The organism is Thalassospira lucentensis MCCC 1A00383 = DSM 14000, assembly GCF_000421265.1.
Lineage (GTDB): Bacteria > Pseudomonadota > Alphaproteobacteria > Rhodospirillales > Thalassospiraceae > Thalassospira > Thalassospira lucentensis.
In genome coordinates this window covers 176,143-199,088 of record NZ_ATWN01000009.1, presented here as the reverse complement: position 1 = coordinate 199,088, position 22,946 = coordinate 176,143, and the positions used below count along the sequence as shown (strand labels likewise).

At 52.6% G+C, this 22,946-nt stretch carries 20 protein-coding genes and 3 tRNA genes; 10 read left to right on the top strand and 13 right to left on the bottom strand.

All coding sequences use genetic code 11. The features are described 5' to 3' along the window. Positions 1–21: 21 nt before the first annotated feature. Positions 22–909, bottom strand: coding sequence for a MotA/TolQ/ExbB proton channel family protein (locus K355_RS0118135; RefSeq protein WP_022733577.1), 888 nt, complete (start codon positions 907–909; stop codon positions 22–24). Positions 910–1,177: 268 nt separating this feature from the next. Next, positions 1,178–1,253: transfer RNA gene (locus tag K355_RS0118130), tRNA-Lys, on the bottom strand. A gap of 70 nt (positions 1,254–1,323) precedes the next feature. On the opposite strand from K355_RS0118130, the gene K355_RS25680 reads away from it, so the two are divergent. Further along, positions 1,324–1,518: a hypothetical protein gene (locus K355_RS25680; RefSeq protein WP_028791734.1), complete on the top strand. Its 195-nt coding sequence runs from the start codon at positions 1,324–1,326 to the stop codon at positions 1,516–1,518. Here the strand turns inward: K355_RS25680 and K355_RS0118120 are convergent. The 5 genes from K355_RS0118120 to K355_RS24385 all read right to left on the bottom strand — a co-directional run bounded on the left by K355_RS0118120 (position 1,513) and on the right by K355_RS24385 (position 6,811). Then, positions 1,513–1,588, bottom strand: a tRNA-Lys gene (locus K355_RS0118120). The genes K355_RS25680 and K355_RS0118120 overlap by 6 nt on opposite strands. 152 nt (positions 1,589–1,740) lie before the next feature. Then, the gene (locus K355_RS0118115) at positions 1,741–2,244 is read right to left on the bottom strand and encodes a peptidylprolyl isomerase (RefSeq protein WP_022733576.1); all 504 of its coding nucleotides are present in this window, start codon (positions 2,242–2,244) and stop codon (positions 1,741–1,743) included. Positions 2,245–2,306: 62 nt separating this feature from the next. Then, on the bottom strand, positions 2,307–2,834 hold the full coding sequence (gene coaD, locus K355_RS0118110; RefSeq protein ID WP_022733575.1) for a pantetheine-phosphate adenylyltransferase: 528 nt from the start codon (positions 2,832–2,834) through the stop codon (positions 2,307–2,309). 11 nt (positions 2,835–2,845) lie between these two features. Next, positions 2,846–5,650: a DNA gyrase subunit A gene (gene gyrA / locus K355_RS0118105; RefSeq protein ID WP_022733574.1), complete on the bottom strand. Its 2,805-nt coding sequence runs from the start codon at positions 5,648–5,650 to the stop codon at positions 2,846–2,848. A 165-nt stretch (positions 5,651–5,815) separates the two neighbouring features. Then, entirely contained in the window at positions 5,816–6,811 is a 996-nt protein-coding gene (locus tag K355_RS24385; protein ID WP_022733573.1) for a DMT family transporter, read from the bottom strand. Between the two features lie 354 nt (positions 6,812–7,165). Here K355_RS24385 and K355_RS0118095 point away from each other — a divergent pair, with 354 nt between their 5' ends. Next, entirely contained in the window at positions 7,166–7,402 is a 237-nt protein-coding gene (locus tag K355_RS0118095; protein ID WP_022733572.1) for a hypothetical protein, read from the top strand. A gap of 33 nt (positions 7,403–7,435) precedes the next feature. Here the strand turns inward: K355_RS0118095 and K355_RS0118090 are convergent, their stop codons facing one another. Continuing rightward, positions 7,436–8,269, bottom strand: coding sequence for a DUF547 domain-containing protein (locus tag K355_RS0118090; RefSeq protein ID WP_033369098.1), 834 nt, complete (start codon positions 8,267–8,269; stop codon positions 7,436–7,438). 196 nt (positions 8,270–8,465) lie between these two features. Between K355_RS0118090 and K355_RS0118085 the strand changes: the two genes are divergently transcribed. Continuing rightward, positions 8,466–9,404, top strand: coding sequence for a putative metalloprotease CJM1_0395 family protein (locus K355_RS0118085; protein ID WP_022733570.1), 939 nt, complete (start codon positions 8,466–8,468; stop codon positions 9,402–9,404). A 72-nt stretch (positions 9,405–9,476) separates the two neighbouring features. Here the strand turns inward: K355_RS0118085 and pyrC are convergent, their stop codons facing one another. Then, a complete protein-coding gene (gene pyrC, locus K355_RS0118080; protein ID WP_022733569.1) occupies positions 9,477–10,520 on the bottom strand; it encodes a dihydroorotase in 1,044 nt (347 codons plus the stop codon). A 227-nt stretch (positions 10,521–10,747) separates the two neighbouring features. Between pyrC and K355_RS0118075 the strand changes: the two genes are divergently transcribed. Beyond that, positions 10,748–11,320, top strand: a complete 573-nt coding sequence (locus tag K355_RS0118075) for a hypothetical protein (RefSeq protein ID WP_147250393.1) — start codon at positions 10,748–10,750, stop codon at positions 11,318–11,320. A 69-nt stretch (positions 11,321–11,389) separates the two neighbouring features. On the opposite strand, the gene K355_RS0118070 is transcribed toward K355_RS0118075, so the two are convergent. Both K355_RS0118070 and K355_RS0118065 read right to left on the bottom strand, forming a co-directional pair. Then, positions 11,390–12,400, bottom strand: a complete 1,011-nt coding sequence (locus tag K355_RS0118070) for a serine hydrolase domain-containing protein (protein WP_028791732.1) — start codon at positions 12,398–12,400, stop codon at positions 11,390–11,392. Positions 12,401–12,633: 233 nt separating this feature from the next. Further along, positions 12,634–12,710, bottom strand: a tRNA-His gene (locus K355_RS0118065). A 333-nt stretch (positions 12,711–13,043) separates the two neighbouring features. On the opposite strand from K355_RS0118065, the gene K355_RS0118060 reads away from it, so the two are divergent. After that, positions 13,044–14,048 carry a Gfo/Idh/MocA family protein gene (locus tag K355_RS0118060; protein ID WP_022733566.1) on the top strand — a complete coding sequence of 335 codons (1,005 nt, stop codon included), beginning with the start codon at positions 13,044–13,046 and terminating at the stop codon, positions 14,046–14,048. Between the two features lie 84 nt (positions 14,049–14,132). Here K355_RS0118060 and K355_RS0118055 read toward each other — a convergent pair whose 3' ends face one another. Continuing rightward, on the bottom strand, positions 14,133–15,005 hold the full coding sequence (locus tag K355_RS0118055; RefSeq protein WP_022733565.1) for a LysR family transcriptional regulator: 873 nt from the start codon (positions 15,003–15,005) through the stop codon (positions 14,133–14,135). A 127-nt stretch (positions 15,006–15,132) separates the two neighbouring features. On the opposite strand from K355_RS0118055, the gene K355_RS0118050 reads away from it, so the two are divergent. Then, entirely contained in the window at positions 15,133–15,483 is a 351-nt protein-coding gene (locus tag K355_RS0118050; RefSeq protein WP_022733564.1) for a rhodanese-like domain-containing protein, read from the top strand. A 96-nt stretch (positions 15,484–15,579) separates the two neighbouring features. Here the strand turns inward: K355_RS0118050 and K355_RS0118045 are convergent, their stop codons facing one another. After that, positions 15,580–16,752 (bottom strand): aminotransferase, encoded by a 1,173-nt coding sequence (locus K355_RS0118045; protein WP_022733563.1) that lies wholly within the window; start codon positions 16,750–16,752, stop codon positions 15,580–15,582. Between the two features lie 580 nt (positions 16,753–17,332). Here K355_RS0118045 and K355_RS0118035 point away from each other — a divergent pair. From K355_RS0118035 to K355_RS25190, 4 genes are all read left to right on the top strand, one after another. Next, complete coding sequence (locus K355_RS0118035) at positions 17,333–17,671, top strand: P-II family nitrogen regulator (RefSeq protein ID WP_007091888.1); 339 nt, start codon at positions 17,333–17,335, stop codon at positions 17,669–17,671. A 62-nt stretch (positions 17,672–17,733) separates the two neighbouring features. Beyond that, positions 17,734–19,143: a type I glutamate--ammonia ligase gene (gene glnA, locus K355_RS0118030; protein WP_022733560.1), complete on the top strand. Its 1,410-nt coding sequence runs from the start codon at positions 17,734–17,736 to the stop codon at positions 19,141–19,143. 206 nt (positions 19,144–19,349) lie between these two features. Next, positions 19,350–21,104: a tetratricopeptide repeat-containing sulfotransferase family protein gene (locus K355_RS25195; protein ID WP_022733559.1), complete on the top strand. Its 1,755-nt coding sequence runs from the start codon at positions 19,350–19,352 to the stop codon at positions 21,102–21,104. Positions 21,105–21,206: 102 nt separating this feature from the next. Beyond that, complete coding sequence (locus K355_RS25190; RefSeq protein ID WP_022733558.1) at positions 21,207–22,931, top strand: tetratricopeptide repeat-containing sulfotransferase family protein; 1,725 nt, start codon at positions 21,207–21,209, stop codon at positions 22,929–22,931. Positions 22,932–22,946 lie beyond the last annotated feature (15 nt).

Sequence of the window (22,946 nt, the reverse complement as noted above, 5' to 3'; positions counted from 1 at the left end):
GGCGTATTCCAGGATGTGTTTCTATTCAGCTGCGTGACGCAACTCTGCGACGTTGGAAGCCGGTGCGTGTGCCTTGTGCGACAATTCGTTGCGATTGACCACGATGGTACAGACATCTTCCATAACGGCTGCTGTACGGCTGATAACGCCCTGCATCCACATATGGAACGCCGTTGCCGGGATCGCCACGACCAAACCGATTGCCGTGGTCAAAAGTGCCAACCAAATACCGCCAGACAATATAGACGGATCAATGCGGCTACCCGCCCCTTCCATTTTCTGGAAGGCGTCGATCATGCCCATCACCGTCCCCAGAAGCCCAAGCAGCGGACTTAGGACCGCAACGGTCGACATGATGCGCAAACCACCACTAAGGCCGTCCACCTCTTTGCGTGCGCGGGCAGCAATCAAATCAGATGCCGCTTCACGCTCGGACGGGGACGCAACCGAAAGGCTCATGCCCGAAAGCCCGATACGTGCCGCAGGATGACGGCGGCGCGCCATCAGTTCGGCGGCTTTGGCCTCATCACCATTGATCAGGTGGCGTTCAACATCAGAAACGAAACCGTCTGCAAACACACCACGGCGCAGGAACCCGACAAGCTTGTAAAAGAACACCACCAACCCGATCAGGGCCATGGCCGCCAGAACCCAGCCGACAACACCCGCACGGTCCACTTGCTCAATCACCGGCAGCCCCATCAAACCATCGCCAAGAAAGCTTGTCTGGGTCGTTGCTGTGGTGTCGACCGGCAGCCCAGTACTTGGGTCGACCAATACGGTTCCGTCCGCAGCAAGAGTTCCGGTCGCGGGTACATCGGCGGTCGCCGCCGGCGGGTTTTGCAGCGCGCTTTGCGGGGAGCCTTGTGCATCACCGGATGTGACCTGCGGATTTACGGGTTCAGGCATGTGTCTATTCCGATCAAATATGTGATCATCACCGGAGACCCTGCTCCGGTGCGGGTGAAAATGATTTGCATTATTTACATGAAATAGAATTGCGATGCAATCGCAACAGAACAGTTTTGCAGCTTTTTCGTGCATATCAGCGTCGCACCTCGTGCGCGGCCAATTGCCGGTACAAACAAAACAAGCAGAACCAAAGACGTGGAAATAAAGCGGGCCAAATCCCGAATAAGCAAAACCCCCGGAACGTTTGGTTCCAGGGGTTTTGAAATGGTGAGCCCGACAGGATTCGAACCTGTGGCCAACTGATTAAAAGTCAGTTGCTCTACCAACTGAGCTACGGGCCCTCAACGTTGGTGAGCGGCGTTTTAATGGGACTGGCGTCATCGGTCAACCCCCCTTTTTGCAGGAAATTGCATGCCTGCCATTCTGGGTGCGGAAAAGCTCCGAAAACCGAGCGTTTTTTTCCATCAAAAAAAACAGCCCCAAAATGACATTTCAAACGCCTGCTTAAACCGTAAGGTAAACAGGTGCTTGGCCCCGGCAGGATTGAAAAGTTTCAGAAAAGAAAAAACCTCCGAAACCGAAAAGGTTTCAGAGGTTTTTTGGTGAGCCCGACAGGATTCGAACCTGTGGCCAACTGATTAAAAGTCAGTTGCTCTACCAACTGAGCTACGGGCCCGTCGTGTTGGTGAAGCGCGTTTTAATGGCACAGGCGGCGCTGGTCAACACCTGTTTTCCATATTTTCCCGCTTTTTATGCTTTCAGGCCCTAAAACGCGAAAGCCGCCCCACAAAGGGACGGCTTTCGGTTGTAATTGATCGGGTCGCGCGCTTAGCTGGCGTCGGCTGCAACCTGCATTTTGATAATCTGATCAGGATCAGCGACCGAGCCATTAGCCCAAGGCGCACCTTTCTTGATCATATCGACATATTCCATGCCCTCGGTCACCTGCCCCCAGATGGTGTATTGCCCATCAAGGTGTGGTGCATCGGTAAAGCAGATGAAGAACTGTGAGTCTGCACTGTCCGGATTGGCCGAACGGGCCATGGAAACAGTGCCGCGACTGTGGTGCCCCTTGGAGAACTCGGCGTCGAGTTTCTGGCCGGAGCCCCCGGTGCCGTTTCCATCGGGATCACCGGTCTGGGCCATGAACCCTTCGATCACACGATGGAACACCAGTCCATCATAGAACCCCTCGCGGGTCAGTTCCTTAATACGGGCCACATGATTGGGCGCAAGGTCGGGGCGAAGCTGGATTACAACGCGGCCATCTTTCAGATCAAGATAAAGCGTGTTTTCCAGGTCCTGCGCACCGGCGTCGTTTGCGTTGGACATGGTTACAATTCCTAGTGCGAGTACAAATAGTGATAAAATACGAATAAGACGCATGGCCTGCGTTATTCCTTTTCCTCTGCCAGCTTCTGATGCAGGCGATTGAGCACATTGGTGGGGACGAATTCAGTAACGTCGCCCCCCAAACGGGCAATTTCCTTCACAAAGCGCGAAGAAACAAACTGCTGCTTTTCAGAAGCCATCAAAAAGACGGTTTCAACTTCCGGGGACAGCCGGGCATTCATCCCGGCCATCTGGAATTCATATTCAAAGTCAGAAACAGCCCGAAGTCCACGGAGGATCGTGCTTGATCCGTTTTCCTGAGCAAACTGCATCAAAAGCGAAGAAAATGGCTTTACCGAGGTACGGGCAGCAACCTCGCCACCCGCAGCCTTAAGAGCCTCTTCAACCAATGTGCAGCGTTCGTCGACACCGAACATGGGACCTTTGCCGGCGTTGATCGCAACGCCGACAATAAGCTTGTCCACAATTCGGGTCGCACGACGAATAATATCCATATGCCCCTGGGTAACCGGGTCAAAGGTGCCCGGATAAATCCCTATACGTGAGGCGGTAGCAGACATTTCAGTCATCGAACTTCCACTTAATCGTCGCTGTCCACACCATCGGATTCCGGTGCATCACCGGCATCTTCGGCACTTGTCGGCACGGCGTCATCGGTGATTTCGACGGCATCTGCGACACCTTCGATCAGACCTTCTTCGCCCTCGATTTCGTCATCACCACCAAGATTTGACAAACGTTCAACAGCAACGACTTCTTCGTCCTGTGCTGTCCGGAACAGTGTCACACCCTGTGTCTTACGACCGGCCATGCGAATGTCATGGGTTGGCATACGGATGACCTTGCCACCATTGGTGACCATCATCAGTTCGTCGCCTTCTTCAATTACGAAGGACGCGGCAACGTCGCCATTACGTTCAGACATTTCGATGTTGGCAAAGCCCTGACCGCCACGACCGGTTACACGGTACTCGTAGGCCGAGGTCCGCTTGCCATAGCCGTTTTCCGTCACAGACAGGATCATCTGATCGCCGTTGAGAATTTCCTGATAGCGTTCTTCGGACAATAGTTCGAGCGGAAGGTTTTCAGCCGTGATTTCCTCACGACGCAGTTTACCTGCGATCGAAAGATATTCACCGCGTTCTTCCATCGAAACATGGTTGCCAAACAGAACCGACATCGCGATGACTTCGTCTTCATCTGCCAAACGGATACCGCGGACACCGACCGAATTACGGCCGGTAAACACGCGCACGTCCGTCACACGGAAACGAATGCATTTACCCTTGTGGGTGGTCAGCAAAATGTCGTCATCATCGGTACAGGTCTGAACCGCAATCAGTTTGTCGCCACGATCTTCTTCAAGTTTCATGGCGATCTTGCCGTTCGATTTCACATTCACGAAATCGGCAAGACTGTTACGGCGCACATTCCCGGTCGAAGTAGCAAACATCACATGCAGGTTCGGCCATTCTTCCTCATCCGGAAGCGGGAGAACCGTGGTGATATATTCGCCCTCAGACAATGGCAACATGTTCACAAGGGCCTTACCGCGCGATTGCGGTGTGCCTTGTGGCAGACGCCAGACTTTCATTTTGTATACCATCCCCTCGGAGCTAAAGAACAGCACCGGTGTATGGGTATTGGCAACAAACAATTTGGAAACGAAATCTTCTTCGCGGGTCGCCATGCCTGAGCGCCCCTTGCCACCGCGACGCTGGGCGCGATAGGTCGAAAGCGGAACACGCTGGATGTAACCAGTATGAGACACGGTCACCACCATGTCTTCACGTGCGATCAGATCTTCGATGTCATGTTCAAAGTCGCCTTCCTGAATTTCACTACGACGTTCGTTGGCGAACTCGTTGCGCATTTCAGTCAGCTCATCCTTGAGGATCGTCAGCTTCCGCTCACGCGAGGCCAGGATATCAAGGAAGTCTTTGATTTTCTCACCCAATTCGGTCAATTCGGCCGCGATTTTATCGCGTTCGAGACCGGTCAGGCGATGCAGGCGAAGTTCAAGGATCGCACGGGCCTGTGCTTCGGACAGGCGATACTGACCATCGGTGGAGCCCACCTGAAGCGGATCAGCAATCAGTTCGATCAGCGGCACAATGTCGCCAGCCGCCCAATCACGCGCCATCAGCTGTTCACGCGCAATCGTCGGATCAGCAGCAGCCCGGATCAGTCGGATCACTTCGTCAATATTGGCAACCGCAATCCCAAGACCCACGACAACGTGGGCACGATCACGGGCCTTTTTAAGAAGGTGGATGGTCCGACGCGTAATGACTTCTTCGCGGAATTCGACGAATGCCTGAATGATTTCCTTCAGGTTCATCAGTTCCGGCTTGCCCCGGTTCAGGGCCAGCATGTTAACGCCAAACGACGTCTGCAACGCGGTAAAGCGGAACAGCTGGTTCAGAACCACGTCGGAATTGGCATCACGTTTAAGTTCGATCACCATGCGTACGCCTGAACGATCAGACTCATCGCGCAGATCGGAAATGCCTTCGAGTTTTTTGTCGCGCACCAGATCAGCGATTTTTTCCATCAGGCTCGCCTTGTTCACCTGATAGGGAACTTCGGTGACGATGATGGCTTCGCGGTTGGCACGGACTTCTTCGACATGGGTGCGGGCCCGCATGATTACCGACCCACGGCCGGTTTTAAATGCAGAATGGATGCCCGAACGGCCCAGAATAAGCGCGCCAGTCGGGAAATCCGGACCATGGACGAATTCCATCAGGCCTTCGATGGTGATTTCCGGGTCATCGACATAGGCCATGCAGCCGTCAATAACTTCACCAAGGTTATGCGGCGGAATGTTGGTTGCCATACCAACCGCAATACCGCCCGCACCATTGACCAGCATGTTGGGAAAACGTGCCGGCAGAACCGATGGTTCCTTGGTTGTTTCGTCATAGTTGTCGCGGAAATCGATGGTGTCTTTATCGATATCTTCGAGCAGGAAGTGCGCGGACTTGGCCATGCGGGCTTCGGTGTAACGCATGGCGGCGGCTTTATCGCCATCCATGGACCCAAAGTTGCCCTGCCCGTCGATCAGTTGCAGGCGCATGGAGAAGCTTTGCGCCATACGAACCATCGCGTCGTAAATCGCGCTGTCGCCGTGCGGATGGTATTTACCCATCACGTCCCCGACGACACGGGCCGATTTACGGAATGGCTTGTTATAGTCAAAACCGTTTTCATGCATGGCGTACAGAATACGTCGGTGCACCGGCTTCAAACCGTCTCGGACGTCAGGCAGCGCACGGCTGACGATCACGCTCATTGCGTAATCGAGATAGCTTCGGCGCATTTCTTGTTCGATGGATACCGGGAAAATATCGCGGCTCTCGGAATTGGTCTCTTTGGTGGACAAAGGCCGTGACCTCTTAAACGCTTGATCTGAAATGATTCAATCGGCGTGACACGTACCTGTTTTCAAGCACATGCCGGACCAGAAAGGCGGAAAGTATCAGGTTTGTCGTCGACAAACAATATTGACAAATCCCATCTGTCCGCATTGGACGACAAAGTTCGGTTTTTATCGCTTATTTTGGCTTTTCGTACTGACCTGACTGGATTTTTCAAGGGTGTCTTTTTCCAGCACCGGCGCAATCGGATCACCTTGTGTATCACTGTTTTCGACCCGTAGCGATTTTCGTGTGAAACGCACCTGCGATGCGGCAATCCCGGCAAGAATAACCACCATCGCCAGGATCGCGGTTGGCTGGGGCACTTCGCCCAGAACAAGGAAGCTGATCAACACCCCGACTGCGGGCACAAGATAATTGTTAAACACCAGAAAACTGGTGCCCGCTGCGGCAACCAGTTGCAGGATCAAGAACATCGCAATGCCGGTCGGGAACACGCCAAGATACATGATCGAAAGCGCGCCTTCGACGTCCCATGTCATGGTCCATGGCTGATCAAGGATCAATGTAAACGGCATCAGCATCAAGGATGCGAATGTCAGGATGACGGCCGTTGACCCAATGCGCGGCTGATCGCGCAGGTTCCGGGTTATCAGCGATGACACGGCATAGCCGACTGCGGCAATCAAGATCGCCAACTGGAACAGGAACTCACCGCCCAACCCCGACAGGGTTTCCGGCCCAACCAGAACAACAACCCCGATTGTGCCGAGAATAATCCCGACCACCTTGCCCAGTGTCAGCTTCTCATCGGCGGTAAAGAAGTGCGCAAGCACCACAGCCGTCAGCGGGACGGTGGACATCAAAATGGCCGCCAGACCGGCATCAACCTGGGTTTCGCCATAGCTGATCAAAAAGAACGGTATCGCGTTACCAATCAGCGCAATGAAAAAGGTCGAAACCCATGCTTTTTTGCCCTTGGGCAGTTCGGATTTACGTACCCATGCAAACCCCCACAGCACAAGTGCGGCAAACGTCAAACGTCCGCCTGCAACCACCAGCGGCGAATAGGCATGAACGCCAATTTTGATAAAGGTGAACGAGCTGCCCCACATACCGGCCAAAAGCAGCAGCAGAACATATTCGCGAATTCCCGGACGTGTCATCTTCAGAGCCTGTTTTTGCCATATTTATTGGGCTTTATAACAACGGTAATAAAACCGGATTACAGCGTTAGAGGTCAGGCATCAAAGAATCAAGAAAATAGCGGCACGGGGTTTGCCCCCATAACACTTTGAAGCTGTGGCGTTAACGACCCTGTCGGAGCATGGAGGCCAACAAACGGCTGGCAACCCCGCCCACAAACGCACGCCGTGAAGATGGATAGCTTAAGGTGATTGGGATGACGGCCTAGAAAATGATCGGAAAGATCGAGAAAAATGCTTCAGACACAACTTTTTAATTGCGAATGACTTTCAATATCATTATGCTGCGAATAACAAAAAACGGGATATGAGCAGATGAGTTACGTTGATCAGGAATTGTCGGTCGAAGATATGCTTGCCGACCCGATCGTGCAGACATTAATGCGCTATGATGGTATTTCTGCCAGTGACGTTCGTCACACGATGGAACAAGTAAATCTAAACCGCCCCGACATGCCGGCCAGCGCACACAAGAAATCCGTTGATGGCACCAGCAAACGTTGGGGCACGCCGCGCCCGATCAACGGCGGCGCACGCCACAAAGCCGCCTGAGCCAAGACGGTTTGGCGCCCTGCCCGCCATGCATCATTTGGTGGCGGCGTTTAACGTCCAGTCATATTCATACCCGGAAATATCCAAACGCGGCGCATCTGCTTTTAGCTGTGCGGCAAGCTCCGGTCCGGCATAGCGGGTTAAATGACTGATGAAATCCGCATCACTTTTGCCAAAATCATCCCGATACCAATCATACAGCTGTGACAGCACAAACGCCCCATCCCCATTGCGGCGCACAGACCGGGGATGATTGATGAAACCCTTGGCCGCCTGATCAAGCTGCGCGTAAAGCATGTCTGCATCATAGGCCTTTGGCGCCAATGCCGGACAGCCAATGGACGCACAATTGACCGCATAATGAATGCGCGGGTCGTGCCAGATCGGGCGCAAGATACGATGTTCGATATCATCAAGGCTGAGCGTGCGTCCTTCGACCGTTATAAGCTTTTTGCCCCACGGCCCGGATGAAAACAGCCCCGGCGAAATGTTGATATCGCGGATTGATGTGACCGGATAGTGATCAAGTACCACCTGCACCGTCAGAGCGTTATATAAATTAACCCAATAGGCAAATTGCTGATCACGGTTGAGTTCATCAACGCCAACCTGCGCCATGGATGCGATATAGCCCGATATTGCGTCATAACCGCCTGACTTGGCCGACGCATAGTCAAACGCGGTGACGCCGGGTTCAAACACCACAAGATACCGATCCAGAACGTTTTGCCATGCGCTGTGATCCACCTTATCCGTGCTTTGCGGATCATGGGCCTGCCAATCGGGCCAAAGGTCGGCATCAGGTGCACTGCGCGCAACGCCGGGGCACAGCAACAAGACCAAAACCATAAAGATCGAGACACGCATTATCGACACCATATTCCAACGTGATTGCAGCAAGCTTCCAACTGCTTTTCGCAAAAACCATTGATAGCCTTGCCCCATAGACACAGTCACATCAAACCAACGTGATCGCCCCGGACGCAAAATCAATTGGTTAAGTCAGGCATTTCATCCATCGGCCGTATATACATTTAACCCAAGGTTGGGTTATAATGGCCCCATGATACAGGCAGGTGCTATACAGGTTATCCCCGGAAGTGGTGGGCAACTTGGCCAAGTCATAGCCACACGCGCCCTGCCCGGCTCCGGGAGCCAACCGACGGTCAATGGATCGGGCGGAACAAATACCGTTGCGCCATCGACACAGCCCGCCGCCGTTGCGATTGTTCCGCTGGCCTCAAACGCCCCGAAACCGCTGCCGCCTGCATCCTCGCCGCCATCCTATCAGCAAGCAACGCAAACCACATCCGTGCAAGCACTCAACAGCCAAAGTGCTACGGGGCAAAGTGCGGCTGGACAAGGTGCTGGCGGGCAACCTGCCGTGCCGCAAGCCCCAGCCGCACCACCGCCGCCCCAGCGAACTGCGCCGATCCAAAGTGCTGCCTCGGTCGTTACCATCATTCAGCAACTTGATCCGCGCGATATTGACGGCGAAGCCGCATCCCAGCAAACCGACACCCAAAGCCCGACCGAACGCCAGCAGCAGGAGCGCGAAGCAACACCCCAAAGCGCACGGCAACCAACATCCAATCCGGCGATTTTAACCGCCAGCGAACGCGAGATTATTCAGGAATTAAGTGCGCGTGATGCCATCGTTCGCACCGAAGAAGAAAGCCATCAGACCTTGGCCGGAGCCAATGCCGGCATGATCAGCTACAGCTATAGTGCGGGGCCAGACGGGCGGCTTTATGCCACGGGCGGGAAAGTCAGCATCCATCCGCTTCAGGGATTGGATGGCATTGCCGCCATTGCCAATCAGGCCGCCATTTCGCGCGCGGCATCGGTTCCGGGCAGTTCGGCCGCCGATTTTAACGTCGCCAAAGGCGCCTCAAAGAATATCTCGACCATGATCGCATCACAGGCCAGCGCCGCAGCAGAAAGCTACCGCAACACAATTGGCCTCAATGCCGCCCCCGGCACCGTTGATTTGAGCGGTTAACCCCCAGCCGACCACACAACAAAAAAGCGGCCCACATTGGAGCCGCCTTTTATATGGATTGATCGCAGGTGATCAGGCGTAATGCCAGAACACATCAAAGCCGGGATTAAACACCGTCACCGGACCTTCGCCCGTTTCGATCTTCTCAGCAAACTTGGCCGGTTCAGCGCGCTTTTCCAGCGTGATCTTATCGCCATTCAGCGGCAGGCCATAAAACTGCGGGCCATTGAGTGAGGCAAAGCCTTCGAGCTTATCAAGCGCGTCTTCCTGCTCAAACACATGCGCTAAAAGCTGCACGGTGTTATTGGCGGTAAAGATACCGGCACAGCCACATGGGCTTTCCTTGCGTTCATCGGTATGCGGGGCTGAGTCAGTACCCAAGAAGAATCGCGTATCACCCGATGTTGCCGCCGCACGCAGCGCCAAGCGATGCTTTTCACGCTTGGCCACGGGCAGGCAATACATATGCGGATGAATGCCGCCAACCAGAATGGCATTGCGATTAATGATCAGATGATGGGTTGTGATGGTCGCACCAAGGTTCTTGTCGTGCGCCTTGACATACTCAACACCGTTTTCGGTGGTGATATGCTCCATAATCACGCGCAAGTCCGGCACCCGCTTGCGCAAGGGGTCAAGAACCCGGTCGATAAACACCGCTTCACGGTCGAAAATATCAACATCCGCATCGGTGACTTCGCCGTGCACACACAACGGAATGCCAAGCTCGGCCATACGCTCCAACGCAGGCATTGCCTTGTCAAAATCACGCACGCCACTGTCGGAATTGGTCGTCGCCCCGGCCGGGTAGAGCTTGAGGGCCGTGATCACACCGGCCTTATAGCCTTCCTCGATATCATCGGGATTGCTGCCCTCGGTCAGATAAAGGGTCATAAGCGGGGTGAAATCATGCCCCTGAGGGATCACGGCTGTAATACGGTCGCGATAGGCAACGGCATCGGCGGTTTTGACCACCGGGGGCACCAGATTGGGCATGATGATCGCACGGGCAAAATGCTCGGACGTCTCGCCAATCACCGATTTCAGCATATCGCCATCGCGCAAATGCAAATGCCAGTCATCGGGACGGCGAAGGGTGATGCGATTGGTCGACATAGGGCGATCTCCTGGCAAGCAATGAACCCGTTTGGGAAATATGGAGCGTTACCTAGCAGATTGGCCATCATTATGGAATTATGAAGTTTCGATGTTCACCACGCCACACTTTAAAGGAGTGCAAGTTGCCACTGAACGGGCTTATCTTTCTTGTGATAAAGATACCCATACTTGCTCTTTTGGCATTTGGTTGCTGGGGCTTTTTCAACTTGTACGGAGGTTTTTTGGTGAACTGGCTAGATCACTGGCAATCGTTAATCGGCTCGTTTTTTGGCTCCTTTATAGCAATTGCTCTTTTTTGGTTTCAGCGGAGAGAAGACAACAAGAGTCAAAAACAACTGCATTTCCTCGCGAGTCTTCATGAAATTAGGCGCGCTGTTCGAGCAGTAAAATTTTCAGCGCCTTGGAATCCAATTGTTTCGGCCCAACTCAAGATTAGGCTTTCGGACGACACTGCATCTGAGAAGATTCTCTTTCTAAAGAAGCATCTAACTCAGCACATTGATCCACTTAGATGCTTTATCAAGGAAGTATTAGACATGCTTGATGCTGTTCCACGCAACAATATCGAAAACATGTCTTTAATATACGCAGTTGACGATATTTCAGGCAAAATGACAGTAGCAATCGCAGCCATTAATGACATTGAACTACGACTAAAATCCGGGAATATAACAGATCCGGAAAGCACCATAGAAACCGTTCTCAACGCTCTCGACGACATAAACCAATGCTGGCCACAGTTAGATGAATTGTACCAAAATCTGCAGAGCGCCACACTAAAGCTGACCAAAGCCTAAAACGTGAAAAGGTCAGGCATTTCCGCCCCATCCTGCCCGCCCCTTTTTACATACTCTCTGTCGCTTCTGTCAGGCCAGTGAAAGCACTGGCCCCTCGAGCAGATCCATCAGTTGCCCAAAATATCCGCCTGATCGTGCGGGCGACGTCGGATCAGAGGTTATGGCCACGGCCAGGTCCTGTTCTGGATGTGCCGCGATGATTTGGCCGCCATAGCCGCGTGCGATAATGAAGCCGCTGCGGGTCAGGAACCAGCCATAGCCATAATCAAAGCCCGAATAAGGTGATCGGGTGCGGGCTTGGGTTGACTGGTCGATCCAGTCGGCCGGAATGATCTGGTCACCATCGAACTGGCCTTGGTCACGCATAAGAGCCGCGATGCGCAACATCCCGCGCGGCGTCAGCGCCATCTCGTTCCCGCCGAAATAGTAGCCCTGCGGATCCTGTGTCCAAGCTGGAATTTCAATGCCGAGCGGCTGACCAAGGACAGTGCGCGCCTGCGCGAGCAGGCTTTTTCCTGTCGCAACCGCGAGGACAGCGCCAAGGATATGCGTGGTGCCGGTGGAATAGATCATACGCCCGCCCGGGCTTGCGACCATCGGGCGGCGCAGCGCAAAGGCAACCCAGTCTTCGGAATTGACCCAAGCGCCGTAGTTTCTCCCTGATGTGCCTTCAAGCCCGGCCCTGAGCGTCAACAGTTCTTCGATGGTCAAGTCTTCTACACCGGGGGTGGCATCCGAAGGAATGATAGACGGCGCTATTTCGCCGATGGTGGCATCGACCGAGGGGATCGAGCCTTGCGCGATTGCATTACCCGTCAGCAGACCGACGATGCTTTTTGAGCAGGACTTGATATTCGCAACCCGATCCAAGCCGCGGCCGCGGGGTGCTTCGGCGACGATGATCTCGTCACCGCGCTGTACCAGAATTGCATGAAGCTGGGACATGACAGCAATTCGCGAAGGGATGTCGGACGGCGCCTGTGCGAAGGCCCGGGCCACAAGGGGAACGGCCATCGCGCCCAGAAGGGTCGCCGAAAAGGCACGACGGGTCAGCATCGGATGAGGTCTGTCGCTGGGCATATCCATCAGTCCTTGGAGGTCGGGATCATGTGCGTGCCCAAACTATTCGCAGTCCATATGACCACGGGCTGCAACGCACAACTTTCCAGCCAATCGGCCCGGAAGAAAAATCCATTATTTGGAATTATTTAGTCAACAATGTGACACCAAACCAAAATCGGACAAGACCGTGTCGCAGCGTTTTGTAACCAGAACCGAAAAAGGCCAGGCATTTCTGCCTGACCTTTTCACAATGGGGCGAGTGATGGGGATTGAACCCACGGCCTCCAGTGCCACAAACTGGCGCTCTAACCGACTGAGCTACACCCGCCATCGTGTGGCGCGGTTTATATGGCCCGAGGCCCCCAACGTCAAGCGCATATTTTGACTTTTTTGCAGCGTTTTCCCCAACAAAGCACAAAGCGCCGATTTTTGCGGCCTTTGAGTATCGCCGTCGGTAAATCGCGATTGATTTGGTCACAAATGCCCCAACCTACCCGTCCGAACATCTTGCATGTCACGTCATATGCCTTAATTAATTCAATTCAATACCACATCCTGTTGGTATCGCGCTCGGCCAAGGGCTGATTGCGACGCCGAAGATCAGGACTGCCTGTGTTTATCCATGCAGGCCACGAACGAGAAAAACAGACGGAGTATCGGAATGAAGTGGGGCGTTATCAGCACCGCCAAGATTGGCACGGAAAAAGTCATCCCGGCCATGCAGGAAAGCGATCAGCTCGAAATACTGGCGATTGCCGGCCGCGATCTTGGGAAAACCCGCGAGGTTGCCGAAAATCTTCGCATCCCGCGCGCCTATGGCTCCTATGAGGAGCTTCTGGCCGATCCGTCGATTGAGGCAATTTACAATCCCCTGCCCAACCACTTGCATGTCGAATGGACCATCAAGGCACTTGAAGCAGGCAAGCATGTTCTGTGTGAAAAGCCGATTGGCCTCGACACCAATGATGCCAAGCGCCTGATCGAAGCACGCGACAAAAGCGGTAAACAGGTGCTTGAGGCCTTTATGGTCCGCCATCATCTGCAATGGGTTGAGGCGCGCAAGATCATTGAAAGTGGTCAGATCGGCGAGCTGACCACCGTGCAAAGCATCTTTACCTATTTCAATGCCGATCCGAACAATGTGCGCAACAAGAAGGATATCGGCGGCGGCGGTTTGCTTGATATCGGCTGTTACTGCATTGTTGGTCCGCGCTATGTCACGGGCAAGGAACCGATCCGGGTGGTGTCCCTGATGGACAAAGACCCGAAATTTGGCACGGATCGGCTTGTGTCAGGCATGCTTGATTTTGGATCGGGGCTTCAGGCCAGCTTTGTCTGTGGCACACAGTCCGCCGCAGTTCAGCGCGTGCATATTCTGGGCACGGAAGGCCGGATTGAAATCCTGATGCCGTTTAACCCGATCCCGGAAAATCCAGCGATCATTCGCGTTGCCGGGCAGAAACAGCCGGGCTTTGACGACGCACGCGAAATCAAATTCCCGATTTGCAATCACTATACCCTGCAAGGTGAGTCCGCGACGGCGATCTTCAAGGGCGAAAGTCCGGTGGATTATCCGATCGAAGACGGCATTGCCAATATGCAGATTTTGGATGCCATGGCGCGTTCAGCCAAAACCGGTAGCTGGGAAATGGTTTCTCCACGCTAAGGCCGGCGCCATCGACGCGAACCGTCTCATCAAAGAACAAAAGCCGGGGGAAACCCGGCTTTTTCTTTATCTTGCGGGTGCTATCTATTGCCCGACGAAAACGGCATTGTGTGCCTTTAACCGCGGGAACATGAAATCATTAAAGGCCCGAATGCGCGGCACTGTTTGCAAATCACGATGAATCAACATCCATAAATCGTTATCAAGTCCGTCAATCGGATCGGTTAGTATCCGAATATTGCCAAATGCCTTGGCCAGAAAAACCGGCAACACCGCAAGCCCGCCGCCGCCATCAACCAACCGTGCAACATTCAAAAGTGAGTTGCTGCGAAGTGCGACGCGCTGATCTGCAAAATTCTGATCGCGCCAGCGAGCTGCTGCGATGTGGGCCAGTGTTTCATCACATGTGATCCACGGACCTGCCATTGGATCGGGATACTGATCCGATCCGCAGATGACCGATCTGATCGACCCGATTTGACGCCCAAACAGATTTTCGTTGGGCTGATTGATCGGTCGGATGGCAACATCCGCATCATGACGGTTGAGGTCATAGAACCGATTATCGGTCGTAACATGCAGGGTAATTTCGCCGTAAGCCTCGCAAAATGCGGCAAGATCGGTCGCCAACACACCATGGAGCAATGTATCGGTGGTGGTTAGACGCACGACACCGGATGGGCGGATGTCTTTCCCTGCAAGTTTGCGGGCAAGGACCGCCATTTCATCTTCGAGTATTTCGGCCGTTTCAACCGCAGCCAGCCCTGATGAGGTTGGCTGATAATCACCCTGCTGGCGCTCAAACAGCTTGGCACCAAGGCGTGTTTCGATATCTGCCATCCGACGAAACAGTGTCGAGTGATGCAAACCAGTTTGTTTTGCGGCCTGCGTTATACTGCGTGCTCTGGCAACGGCCAGCACCAGTTTCAGGTCATCCCACTCAAGCATGTCTGCCATTTCTGCCCACCTCAGTTGATGTTCGTATTATTGCACACACTATGTGAAATATCGCAAATTTACTTTGCACATACGCACATCGATACTGATCCCATCAGCCAACAGAATTCCAGATGGAGATTGGAAAATGACTGCAAAAATAACCCGTAGTGAACTGCAATCTGCACTCGGCGGCGCACAGGCCCCGGTTTTGATCGAAGCCCTTCCGGCACGGTATTATATCGATGCCCACCTGCCCGGTGCGATTAATATTCCCCATGACGCGATTGATGAAAACATCAAACAAATCCTGCCCGATTTGTCAGCGCCCATTGTGGTCTATTGCGCCAGCGGTCCGTGCAAAAACTCCGGTATTGCACAAACGGCCCTGACCAAACTTGGATATCAGGATGTCCGCGACTATCACGACGGCAAACAGGACTGGCTTGACGCAGGCCTTCCTTTACAGGGGCAAGGTGTGCTTGAAAACACGGCGTAATCTGGTGTCAGAGAACACTTAAAAAAAACAGGCCAGCATTCCCCCTGCTGGCCTGTTTTTTTATATCGCTTTTGATCTTCAAGGCGGTTTTGGCGTTTACTTGGCAAAGGCCTTTTTCATCCGCTCGATGGCGTCCGCCATTTTGGCTTCTTCCTTGCAAAAACAGAACCGTACGAAATTACGCACGCCACCGTCTTCGCCCTGATAGAAGGCCGACACAGGAATGGCGACAACGCCGGCTTCCTTGATCATGATCTGGCAAAACTCGACATCATCACAATCATAGCCAAGCGGGCGGAAATCACAGGTGATGAAATAGGTGCCTTGGGAATCAAGCACATCAAACCCGACTTCCTTGAGCCCCTTCATCAGGAAATCACGCTTTGCCTGCATTTCTGCGGTGAAGTTTTCAAAGTATGCGTCGTCCTTGTTCAGGCCATAAGCCACCCCATGCTGCAATCCCGGTGGCACGGTAAAAACAAGGAACTGGTGGGCCTTTTTGATCGGCTCCATCAACCGTGCACAGGCCGTGACATAGCCGATTTTCCAGCCCGTCAGCGAAAATGTCTTACCTGCTGATCCAATCCGCACGGTGCGGTCATGCATCCCCGGGAAGGTCATCAAAGGTTTGTGTTTGCGACCATCAAAGACAAGATGCTCATAAACCTCGTCACACAGGGCGATCACATCATGTTTGATGCACAAATCAGCGATAAATTGCAGTTCATCGTCGCCATAGACCTTTGAACACGGGTTTTGTGGCGAGTTGATCAGGATCAGTTTTGTTTTTTCAGAAAAGGCTGCGGCCAATTCGTCGCGCGGCAAATCCCAGTGCGGCGGGGTGACGCGGACCAGTTTTGGGATACCACCGGCCAGCTTCACAATTGGAAGGTAGCTGTCATACAGCGGCTCAATCAGGATGACTTCATCGCCCGGAGCGACAAGACCAAGGATCACATCGGCCAGCCCTTCGGTCGCGCCGACGGCAACGAGGACTTCGGTTTTGGGATCAACATCAATGTCATAGAAACGCTTGTTGTGATCGGCAACCGCCTGCAAAAGTTCCGGCACCCCGGCAAGTGGCGGATACTGATTGGACAATTCCATGGTCGCGCGGGCGGCGGCTTTGCGGATATCGGCCGGGCCATCGGTATCGGGTGCACCCTGCCCCAGATTGATGGCCTGATGTTTCTGAGCCAGTTCGTTCATCACTTCAAAAATCGTGATGCCGCCCGAAGCAAAAAGAGGATTACCGACAAATTCGGTCATGAGGCGTCCTTTTCTTTATGGTCCTGTCACCGGATGGTGGCGCCATGGTTAAGTACGGTGGCGTCCGGCATTTGATCCCAGATATTTATCCAACCCTGATGCCATGACTATATACTATATAGCCAGCGATACATCGTATCGACATGATCCGCCGACGCAAAGCCAGCAACAAACATTCTGATTTGATCCCGTTCAGGACCCCGAAAAGTCCGCAGTCCGGCGCCAAGATCGAAAGATCGTCGAGTCACCCGCATCATACGGATTTTTCAGTAAAATTTGATCTGTTATGGCAAATTCTGTCGCATGACGGGGTAAACTTGGCAAGTGCTGATCCGTCTCAGCCCAGCGGCGACACGCCGACAACACGGATTTGCATATTTTTTAATCATCTTGCCTAAAACTAAGTCACCCCCATCGCAGAAAATGTTAAAAATTTCATGGGTTTTGCTGGGTTTTCATGCAGAGAATCCCTAGAATGCGTTGGCGGACCTGAATTGGCATGGTCCGTGCAAATAGAGAGCGAGCGAAGCATTATGCTTTCCGAGTTCTACGCAACTCTCGCAAAAGCAGAGGGCGCTTAATGAAAAAGATTGAAGCCATCATCAAGCCATTCAAGCTTGACGAGGTAAAAGAGGCCCTTCAAGAGATCGGCCTCAAAGGGATTACCGTCACCGAAGCCAAAGGTTTCGGCCGTCAGAAAGGTCACACGGAGCTGTATCGCGGCGCCGAGTATGTCGTGGACTTTCTGCCGAAGGTAAAGCTGGAAATCGTTGTCGAGGACACGCTTGTCGAGCGTGCGATTGAGGCAATCCAGCAAGCCGCTCATACCGGCCGTATCGGCGACGGTAAAATTTTCGTTTCCTCGCTTGAGGACGCGATCCGTATTCGTACCGGTGAACGGGGCAACGACGCGATCTGATCGGTCTTGTCTGTTATTGAACACCGTACGGTAACTAATTTTGAGTTTTAAAGGGTTGCATCATGTCTGACGCCGCTTCTGTACTTAATCTGATCAAAGAAAAAGGCATCCAGTTTGTCGATCTGCGCTTTACCGATTCCAAAGGTAAATGGCAGCATACTGCGCAGGATATCTGCACGATCGACGAAGACGTCTTTGTTGACGGCATCATGTTCGACGGTTCGTCGATCGCCGGTTGGAAAGACATCAACGAATCCGACATGATTCTGATGCCGGACCCGGCATCGGCTGTTGTTGATCCGTTCACCGCACAGCCTTGTCTGATCCTGTTCTGCGACGTTATCGAACCGGCCACCGGCCAGGGTTACGAGCGTTGCCCGCGTTCGACCGCGAAACGCGCACTTGCTTACATGCAGTCGGCTGGCATCGGTGACACCGCATACTTTGGTGCAGAACCAGAATTCTTCCTGTTTGATGACGTCCGCTGGACCACCAGCCAGGACAGCATGGCTTACGCGCTTGATTCCGAAGAAGGTCCGTACAACACCGGCACCGAATTTGAAGGCGGCAACCGTGGCCACCGTCCGGGTCCGAAGGGCGGTTACTTCCCGGTTCCACCAGTTGACTCGGCAAACGACATTCGTGCCGAAATGGTGAACTACATCAACGAAATGGGCGTGCGTTGCGAAAAGCACCACCATGAAGTTGCACCGTCGCAGCACGAGCTGGGCATTGCCTTTGGCACCCTGATCGACCATGCCGACGCGATCCAGATCTATAAATATTGCATCCAGATGGTTGCACACCAGTATGGCAAAACCGCAACCTTCATGCCGAAGCCTGTCTTTGGTGACAACGGTTCTGGCATGCACGTGCACCAGTCGATCTGGCACGAAGGCAAACCACTGTTTGCTGGCAACGGCTATGCCGATCTTTCTGACACCGCACTTTACTACATCGGCGGTATCATCAAGCACGCCAAAGCACTGAATGCTTTCACCAACCCGACGACCAACTCCTACAAACGTTTGGTCCCGGGCTTTGAAGCACCGGTACTGCTGGCATATTCGGCCCGTAACCGTTCGGCTTCCTGCCGTATCCCGTACACTGCTTCGCCGAAAGGCAAGCGTGTTGAGATTCGTTTCCCGGATGCCCTGGCAAACCCGTACCTTGCATTTACCGCAATGCTGATGGCTGGTCTTGACGGCATCCAGAACAAGATCCACCCGGGCGATGCCATGGACAAAAACCTCTATGACCTTCCGCCGGAAGAGCTCAAAGACGTTCCGACCGTTTGTGGTTCGCTGCGCGAAGCACTTACCAGCCTCGATGCAGACCGCGAGTTCCTTAAAAAAGGCGACGTGATGACCGACGACCTGATCGATGCATACATCGGTCTGAAAATGGAAGAAGTCATTCGCTTCGAACAGTCACCGCACCCGGTCGAATTTGACATGTACTACAGCGCATAATCCTTTCACCCGAAAGGACGACGCCAAAGCGAAACGCCCGGTCATCACGACCGGGCGTTTTTCTTTTCGGCTAAAACAAAAAAACAGCCTTCCGAATAGTGTTTGACCCACCTTTAGTATAGTTATTAAATAGACTATACAGACAAGTCATCTGCAACTGATAGCTTCGTCCCTAATGCACCAAACACTCTCAGGAGAGCGTCTGCATGGCAGCACAGCATTTGTCGGGGAAATTTCACGACAAGCAACTTGAAAAGATCAAGGACCAATGGAAAAAGGGCGACCGCCAGAATGCAGTCAATCAATGTCAAGAAATACTGCGCAGCGCCCCGCAATATGCGCCGGCCCATTTGATCTATGCTGGTTTTCTAAGTGATAGTGGCAATGCACAGGAAGCAGCCAAACACTATGAAGCGGCCTGCAGCCTCCCCGAAACAGCGCCGGAATGCTTCCTTGGCTTTGCCGACTTTCTCAAACGGGGCGGTCAGCGGCTTAATGCTCAGGAAGTTCTATCAGTTGGCATTAAGAAGTGGCCTAAAACTGCAGTGATAGCGCGCGAACTGGGAGTGCTACTCTCGGAAAACGACCAGAACCACCAAGCACTTCAGATGTTTGAACATTGTTTGAAACTTCATCCCGATGACTGGATTTGCTGGAACCACTTGGGCTGCAGTCGAGTACAAAATAACCACGCCGAAACCGCACTCGAATGTTTTGACAAGAGCCTAGCACTTATAACCAAATCGCCACTGCAAATGGCCACTGGGCGTGACATCGAAAATATAGAACTTAATAAAGCCAGTGCTCTAATCCACGCAGGCAAGACAGAAGTCGCACGCCGAATGCTTGAAGAAATTTTGGCGAAGACTCCAGGAAGCCATAGAGCGTGGCCCATGCTTGCGAAACTTATAAAATGTAGCCCTGAACAACTAGAACAGATGGAAATCTGCGTTCAAAATGCACAAAATTCGGGGGACGAGGATGCACTACGTGATCTTCATTTCGCACTGGGCCGGGCTTGGGACAATGCGAAAGATCCCAAAAGGTCTATGACCCACCTAGATGCAGGAAACAGAATTGTTCGTTCTAAACTGGACTATGATTCTTTTGCTGTCTGTGACCGTATTCGGCACACACCCGATTTCTTTCCCCCCAAGACCTTCATAAATATCGAGAAACAACGCAAATCGAACAAGTTAAATTTACGACCGACTTTTATTGTCGGAATGCCACGTAGTGGATCCACCCTAACCGAACAAATTATTGCGTCTCATCCTCAGATTATCGGCGCAGGAGAACTGATCGCCTTACCCGTGATAAAAAAAAGGCTTCTCGGCAAAGATTTTCCAAGCCGCCCGGAACATCGAGCTCTCGCGCATGCCCCTGAAACAATAAGTCAGCTCCGCAAGGCCTATCTAGATGAGATTGCACGCGTTGTTTGTGACCTTCATCCTGACCACGACCTTGAAAAGGATCAATTTCTTGTTGTCGACAAGATGCTGGGAAACTTCGATATGATAGGCATGATCTTGCAAGCTATTCCTGAGGCGCAAATCATTCATTGTCGGAGAAACAAGATCGACACCTGCTTGTCTTGCTACTCCATGCGGTTCAGCTCCCCGGTTAACTATTCATATGACCAAAAAGAATTGGCCGAGTTCTATAACGCCTATGAAGAACAGATGAAATATTGGCACGCACATGTCCCCCCCTCGTCCCTGATTGAAAGTCGGTATGAAGACATGATCGCCGACACAGAGGGGCAAGCACGTAAACTGCTCGATTTCCTTGGCATGCCTTGGGATTCGAAGGTGCTCGACTTTTACAAGCAAAAGCGAACAGTAAGCACAGCCAGCATGTCTCAGGTCCGCAAACCGATATACAAAAGCAGTGTGGAACGTTGGCGTCCATTTGAACCCTATATACGACCAATGTTGGACATTCTGAGCGAGGACGGTTAGCCGCATACTAAGCTTTCTTTATCCCCTGCAGTACTGCGCCACTACAAAATGAAGAACTTCCGCAGCATTGGGTAACTTGGATAACGGACAAGGCGGCTAAACATGAGCGACACCGCACGGAAGAAAAATCTTTTGGCCACGGCCTTTAGGCAATTCAACACAGGAAACCTGGCTGCGGCAAAGAACGCTTTACTCGAGTTACAGACGTACTCGGTATTAACGTCTGGCGTGAAGCATCTCGAAGCCAAAATCCTGCAAGTGAATGGAAAACTTGCCGAAGCGGCCAAGGCTTATGAAGTCGCCTGCAACATGTCGGATGCACACCCGAGCTGCTTCCTTGACCTCGCCGACATGATGCGGCGCACAGGTAATAAGAAGCAGGAACGCGAAATTTTGGTCGTGGCGTTCAAGCGCTTCCCTCAAGATGCCAGCATTGCCGCCAAACTTGGATTGGCGATGTTCGACGAGGGACACGTGAACCAAGTGCGAAAGCTGTTGGAATACGCACTTAAGACTGACGAAAACAACATTGATGTACGTCAGGCCGCAGGTACATTCTATCGTGCTATTGGACAGCCCGATTTGGCCACAACACATTTCAAGCAGGCCTTGAAAGTCACGGGAAAAACCGCAAGAAAGAAAAATACACCGAGACGTGAAGAACTGTCCTTATTGGTGGCCGAAGCTGCGAAAGATAACGGGGATATACTAACAGCAGAAAACACATTACGCCGAGTATTAAGGGTCAATCCTAAAAATACCCGTGCATGGCTAATTCTGAGCGATATTATCCGGTTCACCCCAAACGCACCAGAGATTACGAAAATGTCCAGCCTTCTGGTAGACCGAAAGAGCATTCTCTCTGCGCCTGACCGAACTGACTTGGGCTTCGCTCTTGGCAAGGCATTCATCGATTCCGGTCAGCCAAAACAGGCAATGGAACATTTGATCCCTGCCAATCGCCTGCGCCGAGATCAGTTATCCTACGATATTAATGCTATCTGTCGCAGACTGGAAAATTATCGCACGTGTTTTTCCCCGAAGATTGTACAACAAAGGCGTGCATCTTTGCAGGACCAGAACGAATCCGGACCAGCCCCAGTTTTCATTGTTGGCATGCCTCGTTCAGGAACAACACTGATTGAACAAATACTTGCAACCCATGAACAGGTATTCGGCGCAGATGAACTCACCACCCTCCCCCGACTAAAACGTACAATTTTCGGGCCTGATTTCCCCGATATCGCCGACAGCATCGATTGGGCAATGTCAAAAGAGAGGCTGTCTCTCCTTGCTGAATCCTACACCAACGAAAGTCGGCAATATATTGACAAACCGACAAACCACTACCGTTACCTGATTGATAAACTGCCAGGAAACTTTGTGTTCTCCGGGTTAATTACGATGGCCATGCCCAATGCCCGCATTATTCATTGCCGCAGAAACCCGATCGACACCTGCCTGTCTTGTTTCAGCAAGTATTTCGTATCGGGACAGAGTTTCAGTTATGATCTATCTGAACTCGGTCGTTACTACTGCGCCTATGAACAACTGATGGCACATTGGCGTAATGTGTTGCCCGCAAGCAACTTCATCGAAATCCGTTACGAAGATATGATTGCTGATACTGAAACCGAGGTCCGGCGTCTAACAAACTTTCTTGACCTTGACTGGGATCCGGCGTTGCTTACTTTTCACGAAAACCGCCGCTCAGTTCGCACCGCAAGCGCCAATCAGGTCAGAAAACCAATTTATAGTAGTAGTGTCGAGCGCTGGAAACCTTACGCCCCATACATCCAGCCTTTACTTTCAGCACTGAACAAATAACCGCGCAAACGTGAT

What these genes read in the sequence shown, in the direction of transcription:
- K355_RS0118085 (WP_022733570.1), top strand. Translation starts at nt 8,466, where the DNA reads ATGATACAGGCAGGTGCTATACAGGTTATCCCCGGAAGTGGTGGGCAA.
- pyrC (WP_022733569.1), bottom strand. Translation starts at nt 10,520, where the DNA reads ATGTCGACCAATCGCATCACCCTTCGCCGTCCCGATGACTGGCATTTG.
- K355_RS0118095 (WP_022733572.1), top strand. Translation starts at nt 7,166, where the DNA reads ATGAGTTACGTTGATCAGGAATTGTCGGTCGAAGATATGCTTGCCGAC.
- K355_RS0118060 (WP_022733566.1), top strand. Translation starts at nt 13,044, where the DNA reads ATGAAGTGGGGCGTTATCAGCACCGCCAAGATTGGCACGGAAAAAGTC.
- coaD (WP_022733575.1), bottom strand. Translation starts at nt 2,834, where the DNA reads ATGACTGAAATGTCTGCTACCGCCTCACGTATAGGGATTTATCCGGGC.
- K355_RS0118115 (WP_022733576.1), bottom strand. Translation starts at nt 2,244, where the DNA reads ATGTCCAACGCAAACGACGCCGGTGCGCAGGACCTGGAAAACACGCTT.
- K355_RS0118055 (WP_022733565.1), bottom strand. Translation starts at nt 15,005, where the DNA reads ATGGCAGACATGCTTGAGTGGGATGACCTGAAACTGGTGCTGGCCGTT.
- K355_RS0118045 (WP_022733563.1), bottom strand. Translation starts at nt 16,752, where the DNA reads ATGACCGAATTTGTCGGTAATCCTCTTTTTGCTTCGGGCGGCATCACG.
- K355_RS25195 (WP_022733559.1), top strand. Translation starts at nt 19,350, where the DNA reads ATGGCAGCACAGCATTTGTCGGGGAAATTTCACGACAAGCAACTTGAA.
- K355_RS24385 (WP_022733573.1), bottom strand. Translation starts at nt 6,811, where the DNA reads ATGACACGTCCGGGAATTCGCGAATATGTTCTGCTGCTGCTTTTGGCC.
- K355_RS0118050 (WP_022733564.1), top strand. Translation starts at nt 15,133, where the DNA reads ATGACTGCAAAAATAACCCGTAGTGAACTGCAATCTGCACTCGGCGGC.
- K355_RS0118035 (WP_007091888.1), top strand. Translation starts at nt 17,333, where the DNA reads ATGAAAAAGATTGAAGCCATCATCAAGCCATTCAAGCTTGACGAGGTA.
- K355_RS25680 (WP_028791734.1), top strand. Translation starts at nt 1,324, where the DNA reads ATGCCTGCCATTCTGGGTGCGGAAAAGCTCCGAAAACCGAGCGTTTTT.
- K355_RS0118090 (WP_033369098.1), bottom strand. Translation starts at nt 8,269, where the DNA reads ATGCGTGTCTCGATCTTTATGGTTTTGGTCTTGTTGCTGTGCCCCGGC.
- K355_RS0118135 (WP_022733577.1), bottom strand. Translation starts at nt 909, where the DNA reads ATGCCTGAACCCGTAAATCCGCAGGTCACATCCGGTGATGCACAAGGC.
- K355_RS25190 (WP_022733558.1), top strand. Translation starts at nt 21,207, where the DNA reads ATGAGCGACACCGCACGGAAGAAAAATCTTTTGGCCACGGCCTTTAGG.
- glnA (WP_022733560.1), top strand. Translation starts at nt 17,734, where the DNA reads ATGTCTGACGCCGCTTCTGTACTTAATCTGATCAAAGAAAAAGGCATC.
- K355_RS0118070 (WP_028791732.1), bottom strand. Translation starts at nt 12,400, where the DNA reads ATGCCCAGCGACAGACCTCATCCGATGCTGACCCGTCGTGCCTTTTCG.